The organism is Micromonospora sp. NPDC023814 (genome assembly GCF_040639595.1).
Classification (GTDB): Bacteria; Actinomycetota; Actinomycetes; order Mycobacteriales; family Micromonosporaceae; genus Micromonospora.
Map to the genome: position 1 here is coordinate 75,996 of NZ_JBFAAF010000015.1, position 24,228 is coordinate 100,223.

20 protein-coding genes and 2 pseudogenes are annotated in these 24,228 nt (G+C 75.3%); 10 read left to right on the forward strand and 12 right to left on the reverse strand.

Going from position 1 to position 24,228, the window contains the following annotated elements:
- Positions 1-19: 19 nt before the first annotated feature.
- Positions 20-1,525, forward strand: coding sequence for a protein kinase (locus AB0G14_RS11150; RefSeq protein WP_357696084.1), 1,506 nt, complete (start codon positions 20-22; stop codon positions 1,523-1,525).
- On the opposite strand, the gene AB0G14_RS11155 is transcribed toward AB0G14_RS11150, so the two are convergent.
- Entirely contained in the window at positions 1,502-1,846 is a 345-nt protein-coding gene (locus tag AB0G14_RS11155; protein WP_357696086.1) for a hypothetical protein, read from the reverse strand. The two genes, AB0G14_RS11150 and AB0G14_RS11155, sit on opposite strands and share 24 nt — an antisense overlap.
- 379 nt (positions 1,847-2,225) lie before the next feature.
- Here AB0G14_RS11155 and AB0G14_RS11160 point away from each other — a divergent pair, with 379 nt between their 5' ends.
- Positions 2,226-2,384: a hypothetical protein gene (locus tag AB0G14_RS11160; protein ID WP_357696088.1), complete on the forward strand. Its 159-nt coding sequence runs from the start codon at positions 2,226-2,228 to the stop codon at positions 2,382-2,384.
- A gap of 217 nt (positions 2,385-2,601) precedes the next feature.
- On the forward strand, positions 2,602-4,410 hold the full coding sequence (locus AB0G14_RS11165) for an alpha/beta hydrolase (RefSeq protein ID WP_357696090.1): 1,809 nt from the start codon (positions 2,602-2,604) through the stop codon (positions 4,408-4,410).
- Between the two features lie 52 nt (positions 4,411-4,462).
- Here AB0G14_RS11165 and AB0G14_RS11170 read toward each other — a convergent pair whose 3' ends face one another.
- The 7 genes and pseudogenes from AB0G14_RS11170 to AB0G14_RS11200 form a co-directional block, all read right to left on the reverse strand.
- Positions 4,463-5,653 (reverse strand): acyl-CoA dehydrogenase family protein, encoded by a 1,191-nt coding sequence (locus tag AB0G14_RS11170; protein ID WP_357696092.1) that lies wholly within the window; start codon positions 5,651-5,653, stop codon positions 4,463-4,465.
- 15 nt (positions 5,654-5,668) lie between these two features.
- Positions 5,669-7,636 carry a biotin carboxylase N-terminal domain-containing protein gene (locus tag AB0G14_RS11175; RefSeq protein WP_357696094.1) on the reverse strand — a complete coding sequence of 656 codons (1,968 nt, stop codon included), beginning with the start codon at positions 7,634-7,636 and terminating at the stop codon, positions 5,669-5,671.
- Between the two features lie 11 nt (positions 7,637-7,647).
- Positions 7,648-9,249 (reverse strand): carboxyl transferase domain-containing protein, encoded by a 1,602-nt coding sequence (locus tag AB0G14_RS11180; protein WP_357696096.1) that lies wholly within the window; start codon positions 9,247-9,249, stop codon positions 7,648-7,650.
- Between the two features lie 55 nt (positions 9,250-9,304).
- Positions 9,305-10,444, reverse strand: coding sequence for an acyl-CoA dehydrogenase family protein (locus tag AB0G14_RS11185; RefSeq protein ID WP_357696098.1), 1,140 nt, complete (start codon positions 10,442-10,444; stop codon positions 9,305-9,307).
- A complete protein-coding gene (locus AB0G14_RS11190; RefSeq protein ID WP_357696100.1) occupies positions 10,441-12,219 on the reverse strand; it encodes an acyclic terpene utilization AtuA family protein in 1,779 nt (592 codons plus the stop codon). The genes AB0G14_RS11185 and AB0G14_RS11190 overlap by 4 nt, the downstream gene beginning before the upstream one ends.
- Positions 12,220-12,302: 83 nt before the next feature.
- Positions 12,303-13,082 (reverse strand): annotated as a pseudogene (locus AB0G14_RS11195) (TIGR03084 family metal-binding protein); the annotation flags it as partial.
- Between the two features lie 38 nt (positions 13,083-13,120).
- Positions 13,121-13,726, reverse strand: a complete 606-nt coding sequence (locus tag AB0G14_RS11200) for a TetR/AcrR family transcriptional regulator (RefSeq protein WP_357696102.1) — start codon at positions 13,724-13,726, stop codon at positions 13,121-13,123.
- Positions 13,727-13,921: 195 nt separating this feature from the next.
- Between AB0G14_RS11200 and AB0G14_RS11205 the strand changes: the two genes are divergently transcribed.
- Positions 13,922-14,089 carry a hypothetical protein gene (locus AB0G14_RS11205; RefSeq protein WP_357696104.1) on the forward strand — a complete coding sequence of 56 codons (168 nt, stop codon included), beginning with the start codon at positions 13,922-13,924 and terminating at the stop codon, positions 14,087-14,089.
- A 356-nt stretch (positions 14,090-14,445) separates the two neighbouring features.
- Here the strand turns inward: AB0G14_RS11205 and AB0G14_RS11210 are convergent, their stop codons facing one another.
- Both AB0G14_RS11210 and AB0G14_RS11215 read right to left on the reverse strand, forming a co-directional pair.
- The gene (locus AB0G14_RS11210; RefSeq protein ID WP_357696106.1) at positions 14,446-15,189 is read right to left on the reverse strand and encodes a metallophosphoesterase family protein; all 744 of its coding nucleotides are present in this window, start codon (positions 15,187-15,189) and stop codon (positions 14,446-14,448) included.
- Positions 15,190-15,376: 187 nt separating this feature from the next.
- Positions 15,377-16,054, reverse strand: coding sequence for a Crp/Fnr family transcriptional regulator (locus tag AB0G14_RS11215; RefSeq protein ID WP_089003062.1), 678 nt, complete (start codon positions 16,052-16,054; stop codon positions 15,377-15,379).
- Positions 16,055-16,269: 215 nt separating this feature from the next.
- Here AB0G14_RS11215 and AB0G14_RS11220 point away from each other — a divergent pair, with 215 nt between their 5' ends.
- From AB0G14_RS11220 to AB0G14_RS11245, 6 genes are all read left to right on the forward strand, one after another.
- Positions 16,270-16,932, forward strand: coding sequence for an adenosylcobinamide amidohydrolase (locus AB0G14_RS11220; protein ID WP_357696108.1), 663 nt, complete (start codon positions 16,270-16,272; stop codon positions 16,930-16,932).
- Between the two features lie 56 nt (positions 16,933-16,988).
- Entirely contained in the window at positions 16,989-18,143 is a 1,155-nt protein-coding gene (locus AB0G14_RS11225; protein WP_357696110.1) for a CapA family protein, read from the forward strand.
- A 56-nt stretch (positions 18,144-18,199) separates the two neighbouring features.
- Positions 18,200-18,988 (forward strand): endonuclease III, encoded by a 789-nt coding sequence (gene nth / locus AB0G14_RS11230; protein WP_357696112.1) that lies wholly within the window; start codon positions 18,200-18,202, stop codon positions 18,986-18,988.
- A 55-nt stretch (positions 18,989-19,043) separates the two neighbouring features.
- On the forward strand, positions 19,044-19,670 hold the full coding sequence (locus tag AB0G14_RS11235) for a TlpA disulfide reductase family protein (protein ID WP_357696114.1): 627 nt from the start codon (positions 19,044-19,046) through the stop codon (positions 19,668-19,670).
- 64 nt (positions 19,671-19,734) lie between these two features.
- The gene (locus AB0G14_RS11240; protein ID WP_357696116.1) at positions 19,735-20,427 is read left to right on the forward strand and encodes a CoA pyrophosphatase; all 693 of its coding nucleotides are present in this window, start codon (positions 19,735-19,737) and stop codon (positions 20,425-20,427) included.
- Positions 20,428-20,490: 63 nt separating this feature from the next.
- Positions 20,491-21,669: a MarP family serine protease gene (locus AB0G14_RS11245; protein ID WP_357696118.1), complete on the forward strand. Its 1,179-nt coding sequence runs from the start codon at positions 20,491-20,493 to the stop codon at positions 21,667-21,669.
- A 255-nt stretch (positions 21,670-21,924) separates the two neighbouring features.
- Here AB0G14_RS11245 and AB0G14_RS11250 read toward each other — a convergent pair.
- Both AB0G14_RS11250 and mycP read right to left on the reverse strand, forming a co-directional pair.
- Positions 21,925-22,644 (reverse strand): annotated as a pseudogene (locus tag AB0G14_RS11250) (phosphatase PAP2 family protein); the annotation flags it as partial.
- A gap of 145 nt (positions 22,645-22,789) precedes the next feature.
- Positions 22,790-24,163 carry a type VII secretion-associated serine protease mycosin gene (gene mycP / locus AB0G14_RS11255; protein WP_357696120.1) on the reverse strand — a complete coding sequence of 458 codons (1,374 nt, stop codon included), beginning with the start codon at positions 24,161-24,163 and terminating at the stop codon, positions 22,790-22,792.
- Positions 24,164-24,228 lie beyond the last annotated feature (65 nt).

Consider the following 24,228-nt stretch of genomic DNA (forward strand, 5'->3'; position numbering starts at 1 on the left):
TTGGGTATTTTCTAGAACTGTGACCGAGACCCCGCCCGGCGCCCTGCCGTTGCCCATCGTGCCCGGTCTGACTGATTTGAGGGTCTTCGCCCGGGGAGGATACGCGACCATCTACAAGGCGACCCAGATCTCGGTGGGGCGCGAGGTCGCGGTCAAGGTGGAGAATCGCACCCTGGACAGCGAGCGGGACCAGGCCCGGTTCCTGCGCGAGGCGCGGGCCGCCGGGCGGATGTCGTCCCACCCGCACGTGGTGGACCTCTTCGACGTCGGGGTCACGGTCGACCAGCACCCCTACCTGATCATGGAACTCTGCGACGGCTCGTACGCGGAGCGGATGCGGACGTCGCCGCTCGGGCCGGCCGAGGCCCGCGACCTCGGCGTCAAGATCGCCGACGCGGTCGCCCACTCGCACGCGGCCGGCGTGCTGCACCGCGACGTCAAGCCGGCGAACATCCTCTACTCGCACTTCAACTCGGCGGTGCTGGCCGACTTCGGGCTGGCCGTGGTGGCCGAGATGCGCGACGCCTCGGTCGCTCTGGAGGTGCTCACCCCGGCGTACGCGCCGCCGGAGATGTTCAACCACGCGCCGCCGTCTCCCGCCGTCGACGTCTACGCCCTCTGCGCGACCCTCTACGCGGTCATGCACGGGCGCCCGCCGCGCTGGCAGTCCGAGCGCAATCCCAGCCTGGTGACGGTGCTGGAGATGTTCCACCAGCCGGTCCCCGGCCTGCCCGGCGTGCCGGACGAGCTGATCGACGTGCTCCGGGTCGGCATGTCCAACGACCCGGGGGAGCGTCCGTCGGCCGTCGAGCTGCGCGACCTGCTGGTCGGCCTGCCGCTCGACCCGGCCGGCCCGCCGGTCGGCGGCGCACCGGTGCCGGGCTCCCCGGGCAGCGGCGGTCCCGCCGCCTCCGGCCCGTACGCCGCCGGCCGCACGACCCGGCCCGCGCCCCGGCCGCCGGTGGAGGACATGCACCCGACGGTGCCCACCTCCGACCGGCGGCGCCGGCGGCGCTGGTTCCTCGGCGGCGCCGGGATGGTCGCGCTGGCCGCCTCGGCCAGCGCCGGCGCCTGGCTCGCCGGCCCGGCGGCCACCCCGGCCCCGTCCCCGACGGCCGACGTGGCCGCGACGAGCGGGGTGCTGCCCGCCTGCGCCGCGGCCACCGGGTTGCCCGACGGGGCGGGCTGCGCCGACGAGCTGGAGTGCTTCGGGCCGATGGAGGTGCGCGGCGCGCGGGCCAGGGCGGCCCGGGTGCCCTGCGACGGCGACCACACCTGGGAGAGCTACGCCGAGGGCAGGCTCCCCGACACCCTGGTCGGCGCGGACCACACCCGGGTCAGCGAGGCCCCGGCGGTGCGCCGGGTCTGCAACGAGACCACCTTCCGGCTCACCAGCGGGATGGGCCACGCCGACGGCTGGAACCTGGAGGTGCTGCCTCCGACGGTCGACGCCGACCGGACGTACCGCTGCCTGGCCGGGCGCGGGCTGGACGCGCTCGCGTCACCCACCCTCACCGGTCGCTGAGCCGCGCCCCCGGCGGCGCTCCCGCATCGCGCGGACCGCCTCCCTGCCGTCCAGCGTTTCCAGCGTGTCGGCGTCGATGCCGTACAGGCCGCCCGCCGGCTGCCCCGGGACGGTCGGCGTGACCGCCGGTCGCCGCCCGCCCTCCTCGCGGGCCGCCGCCACCGACACCGCCGCGATCATCACCATCAGGACGCAGAGCAGCGCCAGGACCACCCCGAGGAGATCCTGACGGCCGCGCACGACCAGCGTCGCCAGCAGCGAGACCGCCGCCAGCGCCGCGACGACCGCCTTGGTCCGCGCGTCGGGCCTGGGAAACCTCACCCGTCCAGCATGTCCACTCGGGGGCCACTGTCAACCGGAGGCGCCACCGCCGGTGCGATGATCTCCGGTGCAGGTCGTTTCCCGAAGAGAGGAGCGCCGGTGTCCCGGTTCTGCCGGATCGTCGCCGCCGTGCTGGTGTCGGGCGCGCTCGCCGCCTGCGGGCCCGACCGTCCAAGTAGGACGGTGACCGGGCCGACGCCGACCGCCGGGGGCACCACCGCGCCCGAGGCGTCGTCGTCCCCGGGCGGCGGTGGGTTCGCCAGCGTGGACCAGGCGGTGGCCCGCCACCTCTCGGCCCGCCTCCGGGGCCCGCTACGTGGGGCAGTGCGCGCAGGCGAAACCCGATCCGGACGCGGTCTGTGCGATCAAGGTGGCCACCGTGGACGGCGGCGACGTCTACGGCGTGGGAGCCCCGTCCAGCGAGGTCGTCGGCTTCCTGCTGCTCCGCGAGGGGCCCGACGGCTGGCGGGTGGTGGACGACCACGTGCCGGGCGAGCCGGACGCGTCCACGCCCGCCTGGATGGCCGGCATCGACTAGCCGGACCCGCCGGGCGGCCGGGCCCGGCCCGTGGGAGTCGTGGCCGTCCGCCGGGTCGGGCGGTAACAGCGTCGGTGGTCGGAAGCTCGTTACACCGGGCCGAGGGATTGTCGGATATGTGCCCCCACTTCGGGCGGTATTCATGGCCCGCGATCCCTAGAGTGCGAAGGGTCGGGCCTCGCCCCGACCCGTCCTGTCGTCCACCGGAAGGGTCCACATGCCACGACGAACCCGGTCCCTGGCCGCCGCCGGTATCGCCGGCGTCATCCTCGCCGGATCGGCGGTCGCGCCCGCTGCCGCCGCCGCACCGTCCCCGACCGGCTGGGGTCGCCCGGTCACGTCCGACCGGACCAGCCCGGAGGAGGCACGCCGGGTCGACCGGGTGCCCACGCCCGACCTCGACTGGTACGCCTGCTACGACTACGCCGAGTGCGCCACCGTCCGGCTCCCGTTGGACTACGACAGGCCGAACGGCCCGACGACCGAGATCGCCGTGCTGCGGGTGAAGGCCCGCGACCAGCAGCGCAGGATCGGCAGCCTCTTCCTGAACCCGGGCGGCCCCGGCGGCTCCGGCACCGACGTCGCGCTCGCCGCGCCGTACTTCCTCGGTGACGAGGTGCTCGACCGGTTCGACATCGTCGGCGTGGATCCGCGCGGCGTCGGCGCGAGCCAGCAGGTCAGGTGCTTCGGTTCGGTCAAGGAGCAGACCCGGGCGTACGCCGGGCTCGGCGTGGCGTTCCCGTGGACGAGGGCCGAGGAGAAGGCGTACGTCGCGTCGTCGAAGGCCGTCGGGAAGGGCTGCTCCAGCACGGGCCGGCCGCTGACCGGCGCGATGTCGACCGCCGAGGTCGCCCGGGACATGGACGTGCTGCGCCGCGCCGTCGGCGACCCGAAGCTGACCTACCTCGGCTTCAGCTACGGCAGCGCGCTCGGCCAGTACTACGCCAACATGTTCCCGGACCGGGTCCGTGCCCTGGCCATCGACGGGGTGCTCGACGCGGACGCCTGGGTCGGCCGGGGCAGGGCGCGCACGCTGTCCCAGGAGGACCGGCTGCGCAGCGCGCAGGGCGCGTACAAGGCGCTGCGGGAGATCCTCGTGCGCTGCGACAGGGCTGGCGCCGAGGCCTGCCCGCTGGCCCAGGGCGACCCCCTCGCGTCGTTCGAGCTGGTGGCGCAGCGGCTGCGGGCCAAGCCGCTGGTGATCGAGGATCCCGACCTGGGCCTCGTCCGCGTCAGCTACGCCGACTTCCTCTCCGCCACCCTGGGCGCGCTCTACAGCCCCGCCGGCTACGACCAGGTCGTCGGCCTCACCGCCGAGCTGCTGGTGCTCACCGACCCGGCGTCGGGCGCGACCGCCCGCCAGCAGGCGCGCGCCGACGTGGTGCGGCGAGCCGCCACGGCCCGCGAGCAGGCCCGCCGGTACGACTTCCCGTACGACAACGGGCTGGAGACGTTCCTCGGGGTGGACTGCACCGACGCCTACCACCCGGCGGACGCCGCCTCGTTCCCGGCGCTGGCGGCGAAGGCCGACAAGCGGGACCCGTACTTCGGCCGGCTGTGGACCTGGGGCACCTCGCCCTGCGCCCGCAAGACGTGGACGGTGCGGGACGAGGACACCTACCCGGGCCCGTTCAACCGGCGGACCGCCGCGCCGGTGCTGGTGGTCGGCAACTACTGGGACCCGTCGACCAACTACCGGGGCGCGGTCGGCACGGCCAGGCTGTTGCCGAACAGCCGCCTGCTGAGCAGCGACAGCTGGGGGCACACCGCGTACGGGACCTCGGCCTGCGTGACCGGCGCGGTGGACGCCTACCTGGTCCGGGGCACGCTGCCGGCGAAGGGCACGGTCTGCACGGGCGACGTCCAGCCGTTCGCCGAGCTGCCCGAGAACCCGGGGGCGACGCGGCGGGCGGAGTCGTCGAAGAGCGCCCTCGCGGCCGGGGGCGCGCCGGGCCGGGGCCAGCCGAAGCGGCTCCCGCCGGTGGTCGCGCCGCTGCCGGCGGTCGGTTCGCTGACCATCCGCTGAGGACCCGGGGTACGGCGGGCGATCGGGCGCCCGCCGTACCCCGGCCCCACCGTCAGTAGGACTTGTCCTGGCCGAGGACGTGCTGGGCGACGAAGTTGAGGACCATCTCCCGGCTGACCGGGGCGATCCGGCCGGCCCGCACCGCGCCGAGCAGCGTCGCCACCCCGTACTCGGTGGTCATGCCGGCCCCGCCGTGCACCTGGACGGCGGTGTCGACGGCCAGCGCCGCCGCCTCCCCGGCCGCGTACTTGGCCATGTTGCCGGCCACCCCGGCCTCCAGGTCCCGGCCGGCGTCGTAGAGGCTGGCCGCCTTGTGGATCATCAGCCGGGCCAACTCGACCTGCACGGCCGCGTGCGCCAACGGGTGCGCGACGCCCTGGTGTGAGCCGATGCTCCGGCCACCCCAGACCTTGCGGGCGGCGGTGTACTCCGAGGCCCGCTCGATGGCGTACCGGCCGGTGCCGGTGCCCATCGCGGCGACCGTGATCCGCTCCGGGTTGAGCCCGGCGAACAGCGCCGGCAGGCCGGCGTCCAGGGACTCGCCGACCAGCGCGTCGGCGGGCACCCGCACGTCGTCGAGGTAGAGCAGGAACTGGTTCTCCGGGGACACGATCTCCATGTCCAGCTTGGACCGGGTCAGCCCCGGCGCGTCGGTCGGCACCATGAACAGTGCCGGTTTCAGTTTCCGCGGAGCCGCATCCCCTGCGCCGGCTCGACCGTCCTCGACAGCGACCCGCGCCACCACCAGCACGTACGACGCCTCGTCGACGCCGGAGATGTAGCACTTGCGGCCGGAGACCAGCCAGTCGTCGCCGTCGCGGCGGGCCACCGTGCCCAGCCGGTGGAAGTTCGACCCGGCCTCCGGCTCGGTGATCGCGAAGACCACCTTCAGCGAGCCGTCGGCGAAGCCGGGCAGGTAGCGCTTGCGCTGCTCCTCGGTGCCGTGCCTGGCGATCACCGTGGCGGCGATGGCGGGGGAGACCACGAGCAGCAGCAGCGGGCAGCCGGCCGCCGCCAGCTCCTCGCAGACGATGGCCAGCTCGGTGATCCCGCCCCCGCCGCCGCCGTACTCGGTGGGCACGTTGACCCCCAGGTAGCCCAGCCGGCCAGCCTCGTCCCACAGCTCGGTGGTGTGCTGGCCGGCCTTGGCCCGGGTGACGAAGTAGTCGTGGCCGTACCGCCGGCCCAGCGCGCGGACCGCGTCGCGGAGCTGGTCCTGCTCGGGGGTGAGGTCGAAGTTCATCGCGGGGCTCCAGGATCACTCGGGGTCGACCACGGCCAGCACGGTGCCCGTGTCGACCTGCCCGCCGGCGGGCACCGGCAGCTCGGCGACCACACCGTCGGCCGGGGCGAGCACGGGATGTTCGAGCTTCATCGCTTCCAGGGTCAGCAGCAGGTCGCCGGCCGCCACCCGCTGGCCGACCTCGACGTGCACCCGGGTCACCGCGCCGGGCAGCGGCGCGACCAGCGACCCGGCCGCCAGCTCCGCGGTGGGCTCCGGGAAGCGCGGCAGCTCGGCCAGGCCCGCCGCCCCGTCCGGGCCGTCCACGAAGACCGCCGACCCCGCCCGGCGTACGCGGTAGGTCCGCCGCACCCCGTCGACGTCGAGCACCACCCGGTCGGGGGCGGCCTCGACCAGGCTGACCGCGTGGTCGGTCGCGGGATCCGTGGACCACTCGGCGAGCGCGCCGGCGCGGTCCAGCCGGTAGCGGACCTCGATCTCGCCGTCGCCGGGGCCGGCGAAGCGGGCGACCTGGGGAAACGCCGGCACGTTCCGCCAGCCGGAGGGGAGCCCGGCCAGCACCGGCGCGGCGGCGCGGCGGCCGGCGGCACCCGCGAGTGCGGCGGCCAGCGCCGCGAGCGGCACCCCGTCGGCCGGCAGCAGCGGGGCGAGGACCTCGGGGTGCCGGTCGAGGAAGCCGGTGTCGATCTCGGCGGCCTGGAAGTCGTCGCTACGCAGCACCCGGACCAGCAGATCCCGGTTGGTGGTGACGCCGTGCAGTTCGGCGCGGGCCAGCGCGCCCGCCAGCGCCCGGGCCGCCTCGGCCCGGGTCTGCCCCCAGGCGACCAGCTTGGCCAGCATCGAGTCGTAGTGCACGCCGACCGGCGAGCCGTCGACCACGCCGGAGTCGAGCCGCAGGCCCGGGCCGGGCAGCGGGCCGAACTCGGCGGACACCCCGGGCACCGCGAACCGGTGCAGGGTGCCGGTCGCCGGCCGCCAGCCCTGCGCCGGGTCCTCGGCGCAGAGGCGTACCTCGATCGCGTGGCCGCGGGTCGGCGGCGTCGCCGCCAGCGGCAGCGGCCCGCCCTCGGCGACGAGCAGTTGCAGGCGCACCAGGTCCAGCCCGGTGACCGCCTCGGTGACCGGGTGCTCGACCTGGAGCCGGGTGTTCATCTCCAGAAAGAAGAACTCCCCGGTCGGGGCGAGCAGGAACTCCACCGTGCCCGCGCCGACGTAGTCGACCGCCCGCCCGGCCGCGACCGCCGCCTCGTGCAGCCGCCGGCGCAGGTCCGCCGGAACGACCGCCGGGGCCTCCTCGACGATCTTCTGGTGCCGGCGCTGGATCGAGCACTCCCGCTCGCCGAGGGCGGCCACCGTTCCGTGCGTGTCGCCGAAGATCTGCACCTCGACGTGCCGGCCCCGCTCGACGTACCGCTCGACGAAGACCGTGCCGTCGCCGAACGCCGCCGCCGCCTCGCGGCGCGCGGAGGCGACGGCCTCGGCGAGGTCGGCGGCGTCGCGGACGACGCGCATGCCGCGCCCGCCGCCGCCGGCCGACGCCTTCACCAGCACCGGGAAGTCGGTGATCTCGTCGGCGTCGGTCCAGGTGGGCAGCATCGGCACGCCCGCCTCGGCGAGCAGCGCCTTCGCCGCCACCTTGTCGCCCATGGCGGCGATCGCCTTGGGCGGCGGACCGACCCAGGTCAGCCCCGCGTCGGTCACGGCCTGGGCGAACCCGGCGTTCTCGGCGAGGAAGCCGTAGCCGGGGTGGACCGCGTCCGCGCTGGCCCGGCGGGCCGCGTCGAGGACCAGGTCGATCCGCAGGTACGCCTCGGCGGGCGTGTTCCCGGGCAGCCGGACGGCGTGGTCGGCCTCGGCGACGAACGGCGCGTCGGCGTCGGCGTCGGAGTGCACGGCCACCGTCCCGATCCCGAGCGCCCGGCAGGTGGCGAAGACCCGGCGGGCGATCTCGCCCCGGTTGGCCACGAGGAGTCGGGTGATCATGAGCGTGCTCCCTACATCCGGAAGACGCCGAAGCCGTCGGCGCCCCGCACCGGTGCGTTGTGGATCGCCGACAGGCAGAGCCCGAGGACGGTACGGGTGTCCCGGGGGTCGATCACCCCGTCGTCGTAGAGCCGGCCGGAGAGGAAGAGCGCGCCGGACTGGGACTCGATCTGCTGCTCGACCATCATCCGCATCGCGGCGTCGGACTCCTCGTCGTAGTCCCGGCCCCGGGCGGCGGCGGCCTGCCGGGCCACGATGGACAGCACGCCGGCGAGCTGCGCCGGGCCCATCACCGCCGACCTGGCGTTCGGCCAGGTGAACAGGAACCTCGGCTCGTACGCCCGGCCGCACATGCCGTAGTTGCCGGCGCCGTAGGAGGCGCCGAGGTTCACCGTCAGGTGCGGCACGGTCGAGTTCGACACCGCGTTGATCATCAGGGCACCGTGCTTGATGATGCCGCGCTGCTCGTACTCGGTGCCCACCATGTAGCCGGTGGTGTTCTGGAGGAAGACCAGCGGGGTGTCGGCGGCGTTGGCGAGCTGGATGAACTGCGCCGCCTTCTGCGCCTCCTCGCTGAACAGCACGCCCCGCGCGTTGGCCAGCACCCCGACCGGCCACCCGTGCAGCTCGCCCCAGCCGGTCACCAGGGTGGTGCCGTAGGCCGGCTTGAACTCGTCGAAGGCGCTGTCGTCGAGCACCCGCGCCAGCACCTCGCGCGGGTCGAACGGCACCTTCAGGTCGGCGCTGGCGACGCCGAGCAACTCCTCCGGGTCGTGCCTCGGGGGCGGCGGGAACGGGTTGCGCGGCGGTGGCCCCTGCTTGCGCCAGTTGAGCCGGCGTACGCACTGCCGGGCCAGCCGGATGCCGTCCCGCTCGTCGGCGGCGAGGAAGTCGGCCAGGCCGGACGCGCTGGCGTGCATCGCCGCCCCGCCGAGGGACTCGTCGTCGGTGACCTCGCCGGTGGCCATCTTCACCAGCGGAGGCCCGGCCAGGTAGACCTGCGACCGGTCCCGGATCATGATCACGTGGTCGGACATCCCCGGCACGTACGCGCCCCCGGCGGTCGCGTTGCCGAAGACCACGCTGACCGTGGGGATCTTCGCCGCCGAGAGCCGGGTCAGGTCGCGGAACACCCGGCCGCCCGGGATGAAGATCTCCGCCTGGGTGGGCAGGTCGGCACCGGCCGACTCGACCAGGTTCACCATCGGCAGCCGGTTGGCCAGGGCGATCTCGCCGGCCCGGCGGGTCTTCGCGAGAGACCACGGGTTCACCGCGCCGCCGCGTACCGTCGGGTCGTTCGCGACGACGAGGCACTCGACGCCCTCGACCACCCCGATGCCGGTCACCACGCTCGCCCCGACCGGGAAGTCGGTGCCGTACGCCGCCACCGGGGACAGCTCCAGGAACGGGCTGTCCCCGTCGAGCAGCAGCTCGATCCGTTCCCGGGGCAGCAGCTTGCCCCGCCGGTGGTGGCGGGTCACGTACTTCTCCCCGCCGCCGGCCCGGGCCTGGTCGAGGGCGGCCTCCAGCTCGGCGAGGCGGTCCAGCAGGGCCTCCCGGTTGGCCCGGTGGCCGGGCGAGGACGGGTCGATCGCGCTCCGCAGCGTCGTCACAGGGCCTCCTTCGTTCGTGACTGCGGGGCTCGCAAACCCGGCTCACTCCTCGCACTCACAGGCCCATGCCCTTCGCGATGATCTCGTTCATGATCTCGGTGGTGCCGCCGCCGATGCCGAGGATCCGCGAGTCCCGGTAGTGCCGCTCCACCTCGGCGTCGCGCAGGTAGCCGTAGCCGCCATGCAGTTGGAGCGCCTGGTCGACCACCTCGGCGCAGGCCGCCACGGCGACGTTCTTCGCCATCGCCACCTCGGTCACCACCGGCTCGCCGGCCGCCACCCGCGCCGCCACCTGGTGCACGTACGCCCGCGCCGCCTCGCTGCGGGTGTGCATCTCGGCCAGCCGGTGCCGGACGAGCTGCCGGCTCGCCAGGGGACGGCCGAACGTGGACCGGTCCCGGCACCAGCGGGCGGCCAGCTCGACGCAGCGCTGCGCGGTCGCGTACGCCTGGGTCGCCAGCGACAGCCGCTCGCCGGCGAAGTTCTGCATGATCGCCAGGAAGGCGGTGTCCTCGGGGCCGATCCGGTTGGTGACCGGCACCCGCACGTCCACGAAGGACAGCTCGGCCGTGTCCGAGCAGTGCCAGCCCAGCTTCTCCAGCCGCCGGCCCACGGTGAAGCCCGGGGTGCCCTTCTCGATCACCAGCAGGCTGAGCGACCCGGATCCGGGGAAGTCGGTGCAGACGGCGGTGGTCACGAAGTCGGAGCGGACCCCGCTGGTGATGTAGGTCTTCGACCCGTTGACCACGTAGTGGTCGCCGTCCCGACGCGCGCAGGTGCGGACGGCCGCCACGTCCGAGCCGCCGTCCGGCTCGGTGATCGCCAGCGCGCCGATCATCGTCCCGGCCAGCGTCGGCCGGACGTACCGGTCGATCAGCTCGCCGTCACCGGCGGCCACCATGTGCGGCAGCGCGATGCCGTGGGTGAACAGCGCGGCGATCAGCCCGGACGAGCCGCCGGAACGGATCACCTCCTCGGTGACGATGATCGAGTCGAGCAGGTCGCCGCCGCTGCCGCCGACCGCCTCCGGGAAACCGACGCCGAGCAGGCCGATCTTCGCGGCCGTCACGTGCAGCGAGCGGGGCACCTCGCCGGCCCGCTCCCAGTCGTCGAGGTGCGGCAGCACCTCCCGCGTGACGAAGGCCCGGGTCAGTTCCCGGAGCTGCCGCCGTTCCGGGGTGTCGACGATGGTCACGGCTCCTCCCGGGTGGTGGTCGTGCCGGCCGCCCCGGGCGCGAGGTCCGCCGGCAGGTCGACGACCCGGGAGCGGAGCAGCTCGCCGAGCGCCTTGGCCTGCGGGTCGAACCGGGTGGAGGCGGCCACCCCCTGCCCGAGCAGCCCCCGGACGACGAAGTTGACCGCCCGCAGGTTCGGCAGCTCGTACCGCTCCACGGCCAGCGGGGCGGTCTCCGGCAGCAGCTCGCGCAGGCGGGCCTCGGTGAGCCAGCCGCGCAGCCACGACCACGTCGCGTCGGTGCGGGCCCAGACGCCGAGGTTGGCGTCGCCGCCCTTGTCGCCGGAGCGGGCCCCGACCAGCTCGCCGAGCGGCGCGCGCCGGGTCGGTCGGCCGGCCGGCGCGGCGGGCCGCCCCGGGTCGGCCCCGCGTCGGTCACCGGCCGCTGCCGGGTCGGCCGACCCGGGCGGGGGCGGGTCGGCAGCGGGCGCCGGCCCGTCGGGCGCGCCGGCGGTGCGGGGCGGCGGCGGGACGGGCAGCCGCTCCCCGGAGGGCAGCACCGCGACGTGCGGCACCGCGTCCTGCGGCACGGTGTCGGCGGTGAACACCCCGTAGGGCGTCGCATCGCCGGGCAGCGTGGTCAGCGTGCAGCCCGGGTAGGAGGCCAGGGCCAGTTCCACCGCGGCGGCCGAGAAGGCCCGCCCGGCCCGCGCCCTGTCGCCGTCCCGCAGGTGTACGTGCAGCAGCGCGCTTGCCGCCTCGGTGTCGGTGGCGTCGGGGTGGTCGGTGCGGGCCAGGGTGAACTCCAGCCCCTCCGTGCCGACCGCCTCCTCGACCTGACCCCGGACCAGGGCCGCCTTGGCCGGGATGTCGAGCCCGCAGAGGACGAAGGTCATCGAGTTGCGGAAGCCGCCGAGGTTGTTGACGCCCACCTTGAGGGTGTCCGGCGGCGGGGCGCCCCGGACGCCGCTGACCCGCACCCGGTCCGGCCCGGCGGCGCTCAGCTCGACCGTGTCGAGCCGGGCCACGACGTCCGGCCCGAGGTAGGCCGGCCCGCCGACCTCGTACAGCAGTTGGGCGGTGACGGTCTCCACGGTGACCGCGCCGCCGGTGCCGGGGTGCTTGGTGATCACGCAGGAGCCGTCCGGGTGCAGCTCCGCGATCGGGAAGCCGGGGCGGTGTCCGCCGTCGGGCAGCTCGGTGAAGAAGCTGAAGTTCCCCCCGGTCACCTGCGCCCCGCACTCGACGAGGTGGCCGGCGACGGTCGCCCCGGCCAGCGCGTCCAGGTCGTCGCGCCCCCAGCCGAACCGGGCGATGGCCGGCCCGACCACCAGGGACGCGTCGGTGACCCGGCCCGTGACCACCACGTCGGCCCCGCCGTCCAGGCAGGCGGCGATGCCGTACGCCCCGAGGTAGGCGTTGGCCGTCAGCGCGTCCGGGCGCGGGAGGGCGTCGCCCTCGACGTGGCCGACGCGCACGGTCAGGCCGAGCCGGTCGGCGAGCGACCCGATCGCGGCGGCCAGGCCGGCCGGGTTCAGCCCGCCGGCGTTGGTGACGATCCGCACGCCCCGGTCCAGGGCGGTGCCGAGGCACCCCTCGAGCTGGCGGAGGAAGGTCTTCGCGTAGCCGAGGGACGGGTCGCGCAGCCGGTCGCGGCCGAGGATCAGCATGGTCAGCTCGGCCAGGTAGTCGCCGGTCAGCACGTCGAGTTCGCCGCCGTCGAGCATCTCCCGCCACGCGCTGAACCGGTCCCCGTAGAAGCCGGAGGCGTTGCCGACGCGCAGCACGCCGCTCATGCCGGCGCCATCCCCGTACCGGTGTCGGTGCCGGTACCGGCCGCCGCGCCCGCGCCCGCCGCCGCTCCGGTCGCGCCGGCTTCCTCGGCCCGTGGCGGGCGGCCGGGGCCGGGTGGGCCGGCGAAGGCCTGCGCGACGTCCAGCCACTCGTCGGCGACCGGGCCGGTCGCCGCCAGGGCCAGGTCGGCGCGGTGCCGCCGCTGGGTGACCAGCAGGCAGAAGTCGAGCGCCGGGCCGCTGACCCGGTCGGCGGCCTCGGCCGGCCCGTACGTCCAGGTGTCGCCGTCGGGCGCGGCCAGCTCGACCCGCACCGGCACCGCCGGCACCGGCCGACCGTGGGCGGCGAAGCTGTGGCCCAGGGTACGGAAGCCGAGGTGCGCGACGTGCCGCAGCCGGGCCGTGGCGGGGCGGACGACGCCGAGCGTGTCCGCCACGTCAGCACCGTGCGCCCACGTTTCCATGATCCGGGCGGTGGCCATCGAGGCGGGCGACATCCGGGTGCCGAACCAGGGCAGCTTCCCGCCCGCCGGCACCCTGGCCAGTGCGGCGGCGAGCGCGGCCCGGCCGGCACGCCAGCGGGGCAGCAGCTCGGTCGGCGGGGCGAGGAACTCCTCCGCGCCGGCATCGACGAGCCGCGCCGGGTCGGGAGCGGCGGCCACGGACGCGAAGAACGCCTCGGGGTCGGTGGCGGCGAGCAGCGCCACCTGGTCGGTCCAGGCGAGGTGGGCGATCTGGTGCCCGATGCTCCAGCCGGGTGCCGGGGTGGGCCGCGCCCAGTCGCCCGGTGACAGGCCGTCCACCAGGCCGTCCAGCTGCTCGGCCTCGTCGGCCAGCTCCGCGAGCAGGTCCTTCAGGTCGACCATGGTGCCTCCGGTGCGGAACGGGCCGGTCAGGGCGGCGGTCAGGGCGTGAGCAGGGCGGCGAGCTGGCGCTTCCAGGTGTGCAGCAGGGCGGTGCGGCGGGACGAGTCGTCGCTGAGCAGGTTGGCCACGCCCAGCCCGCGGAGCAGGTCCAGGGTCGCCTGCACCGCCTCCCGTACGCCCGGGCGGCGCTCGTCCACGTCTAACAGCGCGACGGTGAGTCGGTGCATCTCGCGGCCGACCCGGGCCTCCAGCGGCAGCAGGGCCTCGCGCAGCTCCCGGTCGGTGCGCGCGGCGACCCACAGTTCGAGGGCGGCGACGAAGAGCGGGCCGGTGAAGGCCGCCCCGAGCAGGTCGATCACCCGGTCGAGGCGCTGCGGGCCGGGCGGCAGCGCCTCGGCTTCGCTGCGCAGCTCCTCGGCCCGGCGTTCGGTGAGGTGCGCGACGGCGGCGGTGACCAGCGCGGCCTTGGTGGGGTAGTGGTGGAGCTGGGCACCGCGCGAGACGCCGGCGCGGGCCGCGACGACGGTGGTGGTGGTGCCGGCCCAGCCGTGCTCCACCAGGCACGCGACGGTCGCCTCGAGCAGCCGGGCCTGGGTGGCGCGGCTGCGCTCCTGTTGAGGGACGCGGGTCGATGCGGCGGGCACGGGGACAGCCTGCCGCCACCGGAACAAACAGTCAAGACTGACTTTTTCTGTGCGGCCGACGGCCGACGGCCTGGCGGGCCGGTACTCGTCGGCCGGCTGCGACCGTCACCGGGTTTGGCCGGTCCGGCAGCTTTCGGAGCTGGGCCGACCCTGACGGGGACCAGCCGTCCGGACGCTGTCGAGCTGCCCCCACAGATGGGGCACGGTTCGCTGCTGCTGCCGCCGCTGCCGCTGCTGCCGCCGCTGCCGCTGTCGGCCTGCTGGCTGCTGCCGCCGCTGACCGCTGGCCTGCTGGCGGCTGGCCTGCTGGCGGCTGGCCTGCTGATCGCTGGCCCGCTGACCGCGGATCTGCTGGGCCGCTGACCGTAGGCCTGATGGGCGTCTGGGCCCGCTGACCGCGGGCCTGTTGGGCGTCGGGCGCATGGATGGGGCAGCTCGACAGGGGAGCGACGAGGAATCCCGCGGGTCTGCGCCCGCGCGTCGCGGTACCGGGTAACTGGTTCAAGGGCAACGGCGTGCCCTGGCGGGCGCCAAGGCCGAGGTCGACCGGCGCACCGCCGAGCCGCCCGCGACGATCGATGGACCGGCGGCGCCCGGCCCGTGGCACTGGCGGGGGTCAGCTCGGGACGGTGGTGGCGGGCGGAAGGCACCTGCCGGCCAGGCGGCCTGCGGCCAGGCGGCCCACGCGACCCATGCGGCGGGCCGACGGGCCGGACTGCTCAGCGGCCGTCGCGGGGGGCGAACACCGCGAGCGCGTCGGCGTCGCTGTGGCGTGAGCGCAGGTACTCGTCCGCCCACTCGGCGGCGTCGGGGAAGCCCGACTCGGCGGCCATCCGGGCGCAGGCGGCGTCCACGTCGAAACGGGTGCGGCGCAGGTGCACCCCGGGCCCGAGCAGCGCCCAGAAGGCGCCGGGGCCGCCGTAGGGCATCCCGATGCTGCCCGGGTTGACGATCAGCCGCCGGTCGGCCAGCCGGGTGAACGGCATGTGGGTGTGTCCGCAGACCACCGTCCCCACCTCGGCCGGGACCCCGGCGAGCACCTCCGCCCAGCGCTCCATCCGGGAGTCGACGAGCACGACCTCCTCGTCGTCGCGGGGCGTGGCGTGGCAGAAGAGCACCGGACCCAGGCCGGCGACCTCCAGGGTCACCGTCAGCGGCAACGCCGCCAGCCGGGCGAGGTGGTCGGCGCGGAGCTGCTCGGCGGCCCAGTTCGAGACGTCGATCGGCGACTTGCGGCCCGCGCGCGCCTCGACCAGCTCGCGGTCGGCGTTGCCGCGCACCCAGCAGACCCGGTCGCCGAGGCCGGCGAGCAGGTCGAGCACCTCGACCGGCTGTGGTCCGGCGGCGATGTCGCCGGTGAGCACGATCAGGTCGGCGGCGGCGACGTCCGGCTCGGCCAGCACGGCCTCCAGCGCGGGCAGCACCCCGTGGATGTCGGAGAGGACGGCGACGCGGTCCAGCATCGCTCCACCATGCCCACCGACCCGGCCGGAGTCCAGCGATTCTGCCCCTGGCAGACCGGCAGACCGGCAGTCAAGCAGTCGGGGGCTCCGGTGGCGGCGGGCCCCCGAACGCGAACCGGCCCGGCCGCGGGCGCGGTCCGGACCGGTGGTGCCGAGACGGCCGGGGTGGACCCCGGCCGCGGCGGCGTCAGACGCGGGCGCGGCGGGCCAGGCGCTCCGGGTCGAGGATGATGATGCTCTTGCCGTCCAGGCGCAGCCACCCGCGCGAGGCGAAGTCGGCCAGCGCCTTGTTGACGGTCTCCCGGGAGGCGCCGACGAGCTGGGCGATCTCCTCCTGGGTGAGGTCGTGGGTCACCCGGAGCACGCCGCCGTCGCGGGTGCCGAAGCGGCCGGCCATCTGGAGCAGGTTCTTGGCGACGCGACCGGGCACGTCGGTGAAGATCAGGTCGGCCAGCGAGTCGTTCGTCCGCCGCAGCCGGCGGGCGAGCACGCGGAGCAGCTGCTCGGCGATCTCCGGCCGGTTGTTCAGCCACGGGCGCAGGGCCTGCTTGCGCAGCCGCACCAACCGGGTGTCGGTGACCGCGGTGGCCGTCGCCGTACGCGGGCCGGGGTCGAAGAGCGACAGCTCGCCCACCATGTCCGACGGGCCCATCACGGCGATCAGGTTCTGTCGGCCGTCGGCCGCCCGGCGACCCACCTTGATCTTGCCGGACAGCAGGATGTAGAGACTGTCGCCGGGCTCGCCCTCGTTGAAGACGATCTCGCCCTTGCGGACCTCGAGCGTCTCCATCTCCTTGGCGAGCGCCTCGGCAGCCTCCGGGTCGACGCCCTGGAAGATCCCGCTGCGGGCCAGTACCTCGTCCATCGCGCACCTCCACCTGCGCGTGCCGTCCGTCGGCCGGGTCCGCCGTCCGCTGATCCCTCGCGCGTGGCCAGTCTAGGCGCACGTGAGCTGGAATCAGAGGTGCACCCCTGGAATCTTGATCGTTGGGCGTAACCCGCCCGACGTGATCAAGCAGTAAGATCGCGCGCCGTCCGGGCGCCGGCGGGCCGGCGGGCGCCGGGTCGTAGGGTCACCGCGTGCTGAGCGAACCCGTGCTGACCACCCGTCGGGAGGACGGTCGGGACGTCCCGCTGCTGGTCTGGCGCGCCGACCGCCCGCTGCGCGCGGTGAGTTCCGCGCCGCTGGGCGGCGGGATCGGCGTCCGGCGCTGGGTCGTCAACGCGACCGTACCCATGTCGTACGACCGGGACGACCCGGCCGAACACCTGGCCGGACTGGCCGGCGGGCTCGACCTCGACGGACCCGGGGTGGGCCTGCTGACCGGGGTGGACGTCGCCGAGGTGGTCGCCCGGACGGACACCGGGGTGCGGGTCTGGGCCACCGTCGGCCTGGGCACCCCGGTCTGGGCGGCCGAGCCCGCCCCGGCGGCGCCCGGCCAGCGGGTCGGCACGGTCAACATCGTGGTGTACGTCCCGGCCCGGCTCGGCGACGCCGCCCTGGTCAACGCGGTGGCGACCGCCACCGAGGCGAAGGCGCAGGCGATCGCGGAGCTGGGCGTGCCCGGCACCGGCACCCCGACCGACGCCGTCACCGTGCTCTGCCCGCTCGACGGCCCGGAGTCGGCGTACGGCGGACCGCGCTCCACCTGGGGCGCCCCGCTGGCCCGGGCCGTGCACGCCGCCGTGACGGCCGGCGGGGCGGGCACCGTGGTCCCGTGGTCCGATCGGCCGACTGGCTGAACATCCGTCCGATCGGGTCTCGTCCCGGCGTTGCATACCCGATAGGGTCGCGCTCGATGTACTCTGCCGCCTCCCCTCCGCCCCGCCGGGTCGCGCTCGCCCTGGGCGCGCTGCTCACCGTCCTGCTCGCCGCCGGCTGCGGCCAGCCCGGGTCCGGGGGCGACCCCGTCTGGCAGCCCGGCGCGGGTGCCGGCGGCACCGGCGCCCCGGTCCGCTCCAGCCAGCCCGCACAGCCCGCAGAGCAGGCGATCTCGCTCTCCGCGACCGGCGACATCATCATGGGCAACGCGCCGAACCGGCTGCCTGCCAACGGTGGCAAGGGCTTCTTCGACTCCGTCGAGAAGGCGCTCGCCGCCGACCTGGTGATGGGCAACCTGGAGGAGCCGCTCACCGTCGACACCGGCACCGGCAAGTGCGGCCCGAACTCGACCCGCTGCTTCCAGTTCCGGGCCCCGCCCGAGTACGCCGCACACCTGCGCGACGCCGGCTTCGACCTGCTCAACCAGGCCAACAACCACGGCTACGACTTCGGCCCGAAGGGTTACGAGAACACGCAGAAGGCGCTGGAGAAGCACGACCTCGCGCACACCGGGGCGCCCGACCAGATCACCGTCGTCGACGTCAAGGGGGTCAAGGTCGCGGTCGCCGGCTTCTCGTCGTACGTCTGGTCCAACAGCCTCGTCGACATCGCCGAGGCGAAGCAGGTGATCGCCAAGGCGGCCGGTCAGGCCGACGTGGTCGTGGTGCAGGTGCACATGGGCGGCGAGGGGGCCGACAAGACCCGGGTGCGGCCGGGCACCGAGATGTTCCTCGGCGAGAACCGGGGCGACCCCGTCAAGTTCTCCAAGGCGATGATCGACGCCGGGGCGGACCTGATCGTCGGGCACGGTCCGCACGTGCTGCGCGGCATGGAGTTCTACAAGGGCCGGCTGATCGCGTACAGCCTGGGCAACTTCGCCGGCGGGGGCAACTCGCTGAGCAACGCCGGCCGGCTCGGCTGGGGCGGGGTGCTCAAGGTGTCGCTGAAGCCGGACGGCAGCTGGGCCGGGGGGTCGTTCGTATCGACGTACATGAACTCCGCCGGCAAGCCGACGATGGACGGCGACGACCGCGGCCTGGGCCTCGTGAAGCAGCTCACCCGCAGCGACTTCCCGGAGACCGGCGCCCGGTTCGACGACTCCGGGGCGATCAGCCCGCCGCAGGGCGGCTGACCGGGGCGGCGCGTGGCCCCGGCGTCCGGTCACTCCGGCGACGTAGGCTGGCCGGCGTGACCACCAGCTCCTCCGGCTCCACCGAGACCGACCTCGGGCGTACGCGCCGCGCCCGGCGGATCGGCCGGACGCTGACCGAGACCCACCCCGACGCGCACTGTGAACTCGACCACTCCAGCCCCCTGGAGCTGGCCGTCGCGACGATCCTCTCCGCGCAGTGCACGGACAAGAAGGTCAACGAGGTCACCCCGAAGCTCTTCGCCCGCTACCCGACCGCCGCCGACTACGCCGGGGCGGACCGGACGGAGATGGAGGAGCTGATCCGGCCCACCGGCTTCTACCGCAACAAGACGGACTCCCTGATCAAGCTCGGCCAGGCCCTCGTCGAGCGGTACGACGGCCGGGTTCCCGGCAGGCTCGCCGACCTGGTGACGCTGCCCGGCATCGGCCGCAAGACCGCCAACGTCATCCTCGGCAACGCCTTCGGTGTGCCCGGGATCACCGTCGACACCCACTTCGGGCGGCTGGTGCAGCGCTGGCGGCTGACCGCCGAGACCGACCCGGTGAAGATCGAGCACGCGATCGGGGCGCTCTTCCCCCGGCGGGACTGGACGATGCTGTCGCACCGGGTGATCTTCCACGGCCGGCGGGTCTGCCACGCCCGCAAGCCGGCCTGCGGCGCGTGCACGCTGACGAAGCTCTGCCCGTCGTACGGCACCGGGCCGACGGAGCCGGCGGCGGCCGCGCGGCTGCTCAAGGGTCCCCGCGCCCGGGACCTGGCGGTGGCCGCCGGGGTCGACCCGGAGCTGGTTCCCGTCCAGGCCGTTGTGGCGGAGGCACCGTGAGCGTGAGGAGTGAGCCGGTGTTGCGAGCCCCGCAGTCGCGAACCACGGTGAACCGATGAACCGCCGACTCGCCGCCCTGCTCGTACCCGTGCTGCTGGCCGTGGGCGGGTGCACCGCCGGCAACGGCACCGAGGAGGAGAGCGGCCCGACCGGCCGGCAGGAGGCCGCCGCGAACCGGCCGTCGCCGTTCCAGGACTGCTCGGCGCTCGGCACCCCGCCCGCGTCCGGCGCCCCGGCGTCGGCGTCCGGGGGCGCGGGGCAGGCGCTGCCCGACCTGACCCTGGACTGCTTCACCGGCGGCGCGCCGGTCGCCCTCCGGGAGCTGCGCGGCCCGGCCGTGGTCAACGTCTGGGCCTCCTGGTGCCCGCCCTGCCGCGACGAGCTGCCCGCCTTCCAGCGGCTCAGCGACCGGGCCGCCGGCCAGCTCCGGGTGATCGGGGTGAACAGCGGGGACAGCCGCGAGGGCGCCCAGGCCATCGGCGAGGACTTCGGGATCCGTTTCCCGGTGCTGGTCGACCGGGGCGAGCGGCTGAAGCAGGAGCTGAGGCGCAAGGCCATCCCCCTGACCGTCCTCGTCGACGGGCAGGGCAACGTCCGGCACGTCGACTCCTCCGGCACGCTCGACGACGCCCGCCTGGCGGAGCTGGTCCGGCAGCACCTCGGCCTGACGGTGCCGGCGTGAGCCGCGGGCGGGCAGGTGCGGGCGTGCGCCGCCGGTGGGCGCGGTGGGGCGCGGGGGTGCCGGCGTGAGCCGACAGCCGCCGGGCTGGCTCGACCCGCTGCTCGCCCGGCTCGGCAGCGCGCGCAGCGAGGACTTCACCAGGCTGGCCACCCCGGAGACCGGCGGGCGGGAGAGCGCCGTGCTGGTGCTGCTCGGCGAGGAGCCCGGTGCCGGCCCGGACGTGCTGATCCTCCAGCGGGCGGCCACCCTGCGCAACCACGCCGGCCAGCCGGCCTTCCCCGGCGGCGCGGCCGACCCGGAGGACGCGGACGCCCCGGCGACCGCGCTGCGCGAGGCCAACGAGGAGGTCGGCCTCGACCCGGCCAGCGTCACCGTCCTGGCCGAGCTGCCGAAGCTCTGGATCCCGGTCAGCGACTTCGTGGTCACCCCCGTGCTCGCCTGGTGGCACGCCCCGCACCCGGTGCACCCCCGGGAGCCGGCCGAGGTGGCACACGTGGCCCGGCTGCCGGTCAGCGAGCTGGTCGACCCGGAGAACCGGATGCGCGTACGCCACCCGAGCGGCTGGATCGGCCCGGCGTTCTCGGCGCGCGGGATGCTCGTCTGGGGCTTCACCGCCGGGGTCCTGGCCGCCCTGCTGGAGATGGGTGGCTGGGCCCGCCCGTGGCCGCGCGACCGGGTCGTCGACCTGCCGCCGACCGGGGCCACCCCGGCGCCCTCGGCCGGCACGGACGCGGTGGACGAGACTCCGGTGCGCTGAACGGACGGTCACCTTCCGCACGCGATGGTCATTTCGCGGGCCGGGTGCCCGTACGCTTGACGCGTGTCCGCCGTGGATCTCGTACTGCTGCTGCTCATGCTCGTGTTCGCGATCAGCGGATACCGCCAGGGCTTCGTCATCGGGGTGCTGTCGTTCAGCGGCTTCTTCCTGGGCGCGCTGGTGGGTCTCCAGGTCGGGCCGCTGCTGGCGCAGCAGTTCGTCGACAGCGGCACCCGCGTGCTGATCTCCCTGGTGGCGGTCTTCGGGCTGGCGGTGGTCGGCCAGGCGCTTGCCGGCTGGGTCGGTTCGCACCTGCGCAAGGTGATCACCAGCGACGTGGGCAGGCGGGCCGACGACATCGGCGGGGCGTTCGTCTCGCTCTTCGCGGTGCTGCTGGTCGCCTGGCTCGTCGCGGTGCCGCTGGGCTCGTCGTCGCTGCCCTGGCTGGCCTCCTCGGTCCGCAACAGCGCGCTGCTCACCGTGGTGGACCGGGTCCTGCCGGACCAGGCGCAGCAGCTCTCCACGGCGCTGCGGGACACCGTCGACACGAACGGCTTCCCCGACGTCTTCGGCGACCTGGCGCCCACCCGCGCCCGGCAGGTGTCCCCGCCCGACCCGGCGCTCGCCGGCTCGCAGGTGGTGGTCAACAGCCAGCGGTCGGTCGTCAAGGTGCTCGGCTCCGCCCCGAGCTGCTCGCGCCGCATCGAGGGCTCCGGCTTCGTCTACGCGGACGACCGGGTCATGACCAACGCGCACGTCGTCGCCGGCACCCGCTCCACGGTCGTCGAGCTGAACGGCGACCGGTACGACAGCAAGGTGGTCGTCTACGACCCCGACCGGGACCTGGCCGTGCTGCACGTGCCCGGGCTGCCCGGCCCCTCGATGCGCTTCGCCGCCGGCAACGCGGGTAGCGGCGCGGACGCCATCGTGCTGGGCTTCCCGCTCGACGGGCCGTACAACGCCCAGTCGGCGCGGGTCCGGGACGTCGACCGGATCACCGGTCCGGACATCTACTCCGCCGGCAACGTGACCCGGGAGATCTACACGATCCGGGCGCTCGTGCAGAGCGGCAACTCCGGCGGCCCGCTGGTCTCGTCGAACGGCCTGGTCCTCGGGGTGATCTTCGCGGCGGCGGCCGACGACCCGAACACCGGGTTCGCGGTGACCGCGGCCGAGGCCCGCCCGGTCGCCCTGGCCGGTGCCGAGCGCACCCGCGCCGTCGGCACCGGCGAGTGCACCTGACCGCTGCCCGCCGGGTCGCGGGGGCGACGGGAGGCAGTTGCGTAATCTCCCGGTCGGCGTCGGCGCGGAGGCCCGTCAGCGCGGTGCCACACCGCCCACCGGCCCGGGTTCCGACGGCGGTCCCGGGCGCCCGGCGCGCGCCGGCCCATGTCCGGACGGCCGTTCCCGGCGGTCGGCGCCCGACGGGCCGGGCTCTGCCGGCCGCCCCGGGCGGTCCGCGCCCGGCGGGCGTTGCCCGCGTCGGGACGGGCGGCCGGGCGGGGTGGCCCGCCAGACGGTGAGGGCGGCGGCGGTCGCGGCGACCACGGCCACGCCGAGGAGCCAGCCGGCCAGCACGTCGCTGGTCCAGTGCACGCCGAGGGCGACCCGGCTGAAGCCGGTCACCAGGGCGAGCAGCAGCGCGGCAGCGATCACCACCCGGCGGGCGACCGGCCCGGCGTGCGGGAGGAACACCACCAGCAGCACCCCGGCGGCCAGGGCGGCGTTGAGCGCGTGCCCCGACGGGAAGGCCAGGCCGGGCGCCTGGGCCACCGGGTCGGGCAGGTCGGGCCGCGACCGGCCGAAGAGCAGCTTGAGCAGTGGGCTGAGCAGGCCGCCCACCGTCATCGTGACGGCGACCCAGACCGCCAGTTGCCGGGCCCCCCGCCGCACCAGCCAGAGGACCAGGACCAGTGCGCCGACACGCAGCGGCATCGGGGCGAACACGTCGGTCCAGAGGGACATCAGGCGTACCCACGCCGGGTGCTCGGCGGCGTAGCCGGCCAGCGCGTCGGTCACCGCCGTGTCCAGCCGGCGCAGCGGGGGCCAGTCTCCCAGGACCAGGAGCGCCAGCAGCGTGAACGGCACCACCACCAGGAACGCGGCCCCGACGGCGAGGGTGAGCCGCAGGCCGCGGGAGTGGTCAGGGTGCAGGCGGCGGCTGCGCCACGAGGGTTGCGGCGGCGCGGCGAGGGTACGCGGGCCCGGCGTGCTCATGGCATCAGTTCTACCCGGGACGCGGCCAGGTCAGACCCGGATCGGACAGTCGGAGCGCGCTCGCGGTGCGAACCGCCAACTCGGGGCCGCCGGCGCGGCCCGCCGGCTCGGGCTGCCGACTCGCCCGCCGGCTCGGATCGCCCGCTCAGCTCGCGGGCGGGCGGCGCTCCACCCGGGCCGGGCGACGCGGGGCGGCCAGCGGGGTCCACTGGCGGAACCGGCGCACCATCAGCGCCGCCCCGGTGAGCAGGGCGACGAAGAGGGCGGCCCCGGTCCAGAGCCGCTCCGGCGTGGCCTCCTCGTGCGTGCCCGCCGGCTGCGCCGCCCAGCGGGTCTGCCCGCGCGGCACGGTGAGGCCGAGCTGGTCGCTGCCGGCCCCGGAGACGTCGGCCTGCGCCGAGCCGGGCGCGGGACCGAACCCGACCACGCCCGGCGAGGACTGGTCGTCGAGCGGGTTGCGGCCCACCGGGGTCACCTCGGCGTCCAGCGCGGCGACCGGGTCGACCAGGCCGTACCCGAAGCGGTCGTCCCGACCGGTCGGGCCGATGTCGCGGGCGGTGGTCAGCAGCCGGTTCACCACGTCGCCGGCGGACAGCTGCGGGTAGCGGGCCCGCACCAGCGCGGCGGTGGCGGCGACCAGCGGCGCCGCGAAGCTCGTGCCCTGCACGCGCCAGTAGCCGCCGGGGCGGGCCCCGACCAGGCCGGTGGCCGGGGCGGCGAGCACCGTGGACCGCCCGGTGATCGACCCGGACCAGAGGTTGTCGCTGTCGCGGTCCAGCCCGGCGACCGCGATCACGCCGGGCTCCCGGGCCGGGTACCAGACCTCTGAGCTGGACGAGGCGGCCACGTTGCCGGTGCAGGCGATCACCACCACGTCCCGGGCGAAGGCGTAGTCGATCGCGGCTGCCAGGGCGGCGCTGTCGCCGCTGCCGCCGAGGGACAGGTTGATCACCTGGGCGCCGTTGTCCACGGCCCAGCGCACACCCTTGGCGACGATCATCGCGTCGTCGTAGCGGTTCTCGGCGTCGAGGACGCGGACCGGAAGGATCCGGGCGTCGGGCGCGAGGCCCACCGCGCCGTGCTTGTCGTCGTTCCGCCCGGCGATCAGCCCGGCCACGGTCGTGCCGTGGCCGACCGGGTCGGGCTCGTCGGCGGAGCCCCCGGAGTCGACCAGGTCGAGGCCAGGCAGCACCTGGCCGGCCAGGTCGGGGTGGGCGGCGTCCACCCCGGAGTCGATCACCGCGACGGTGACCCCGCGCCCGGTCGAGCTGCGCCAGGCCGCCTTCGCCTGCAACGCGTCGAGCTGCCACTGCTCGTCGCGGATCTGGTCGGGGCGGCTCTGGCTGTCGGTGGGCGCGAGCGGCACCGGGACGGCGGCGGCCGGCTGGGCGGCGGCGACCGGTCGGGGGGCGGCGTCGGCCGGGGTGACCGGACCGGCAACCGAGGCGACGGCGGCCGCCACCCCGAGCAACGCGCGTCCGGCGATCCGCCGGCCCGCCGGCGGACAGCTGTGCCGCACCGTGGTCACATCCTCAAGCCGTTCATCCCAGACGCAAACATGACGATCGGAGATTACCGGTTCCC

What these genes read in the sequence shown, in the direction of transcription:
- AB0G14_RS11165 (WP_357696090.1), top strand. Translation starts at nt 2,602, where the DNA reads ATGCCACGACGAACCCGGTCCCTGGCCGCCGCCGGTATCGCCGGCGTC.
- AB0G14_RS11170 (WP_357696092.1), bottom strand. Translation starts at nt 5,653, where the DNA reads ATGAACTTCGACCTCACCCCCGAGCAGGACCAGCTCCGCGACGCGGTC.
- AB0G14_RS11175 (WP_357696094.1), bottom strand. Translation starts at nt 7,636, where the DNA reads ATGATCACCCGACTCCTCGTGGCCAACCGGGGCGAGATCGCCCGCCGG.
- AB0G14_RS11190 (WP_357696100.1), bottom strand. Translation starts at nt 12,219, where the DNA reads ATGAGCGGCGTGCTGCGCGTCGGCAACGCCTCCGGCTTCTACGGGGAC.
- AB0G14_RS11205 (WP_357696104.1), top strand. Translation starts at nt 13,922, where the DNA reads ATGGGGCACGGTTCGCTGCTGCTGCCGCCGCTGCCGCTGCTGCCGCCG.
- AB0G14_RS11210 (WP_357696106.1), bottom strand. Translation starts at nt 15,189, where the DNA reads ATGCTGGACCGCGTCGCCGTCCTCTCCGACATCCACGGGGTGCTGCCC.
- AB0G14_RS11215 (WP_089003062.1), bottom strand. Translation starts at nt 16,054, where the DNA reads ATGGACGAGGTACTGGCCCGCAGCGGGATCTTCCAGGGCGTCGACCCG.
- AB0G14_RS11225 (WP_357696110.1), top strand. Translation starts at nt 16,989, where the DNA reads ATGTACTCTGCCGCCTCCCCTCCGCCCCGCCGGGTCGCGCTCGCCCTG.
- AB0G14_RS11235 (WP_357696114.1), top strand. Translation starts at nt 19,044, where the DNA reads ATGAACCGCCGACTCGCCGCCCTGCTCGTACCCGTGCTGCTGGCCGTG.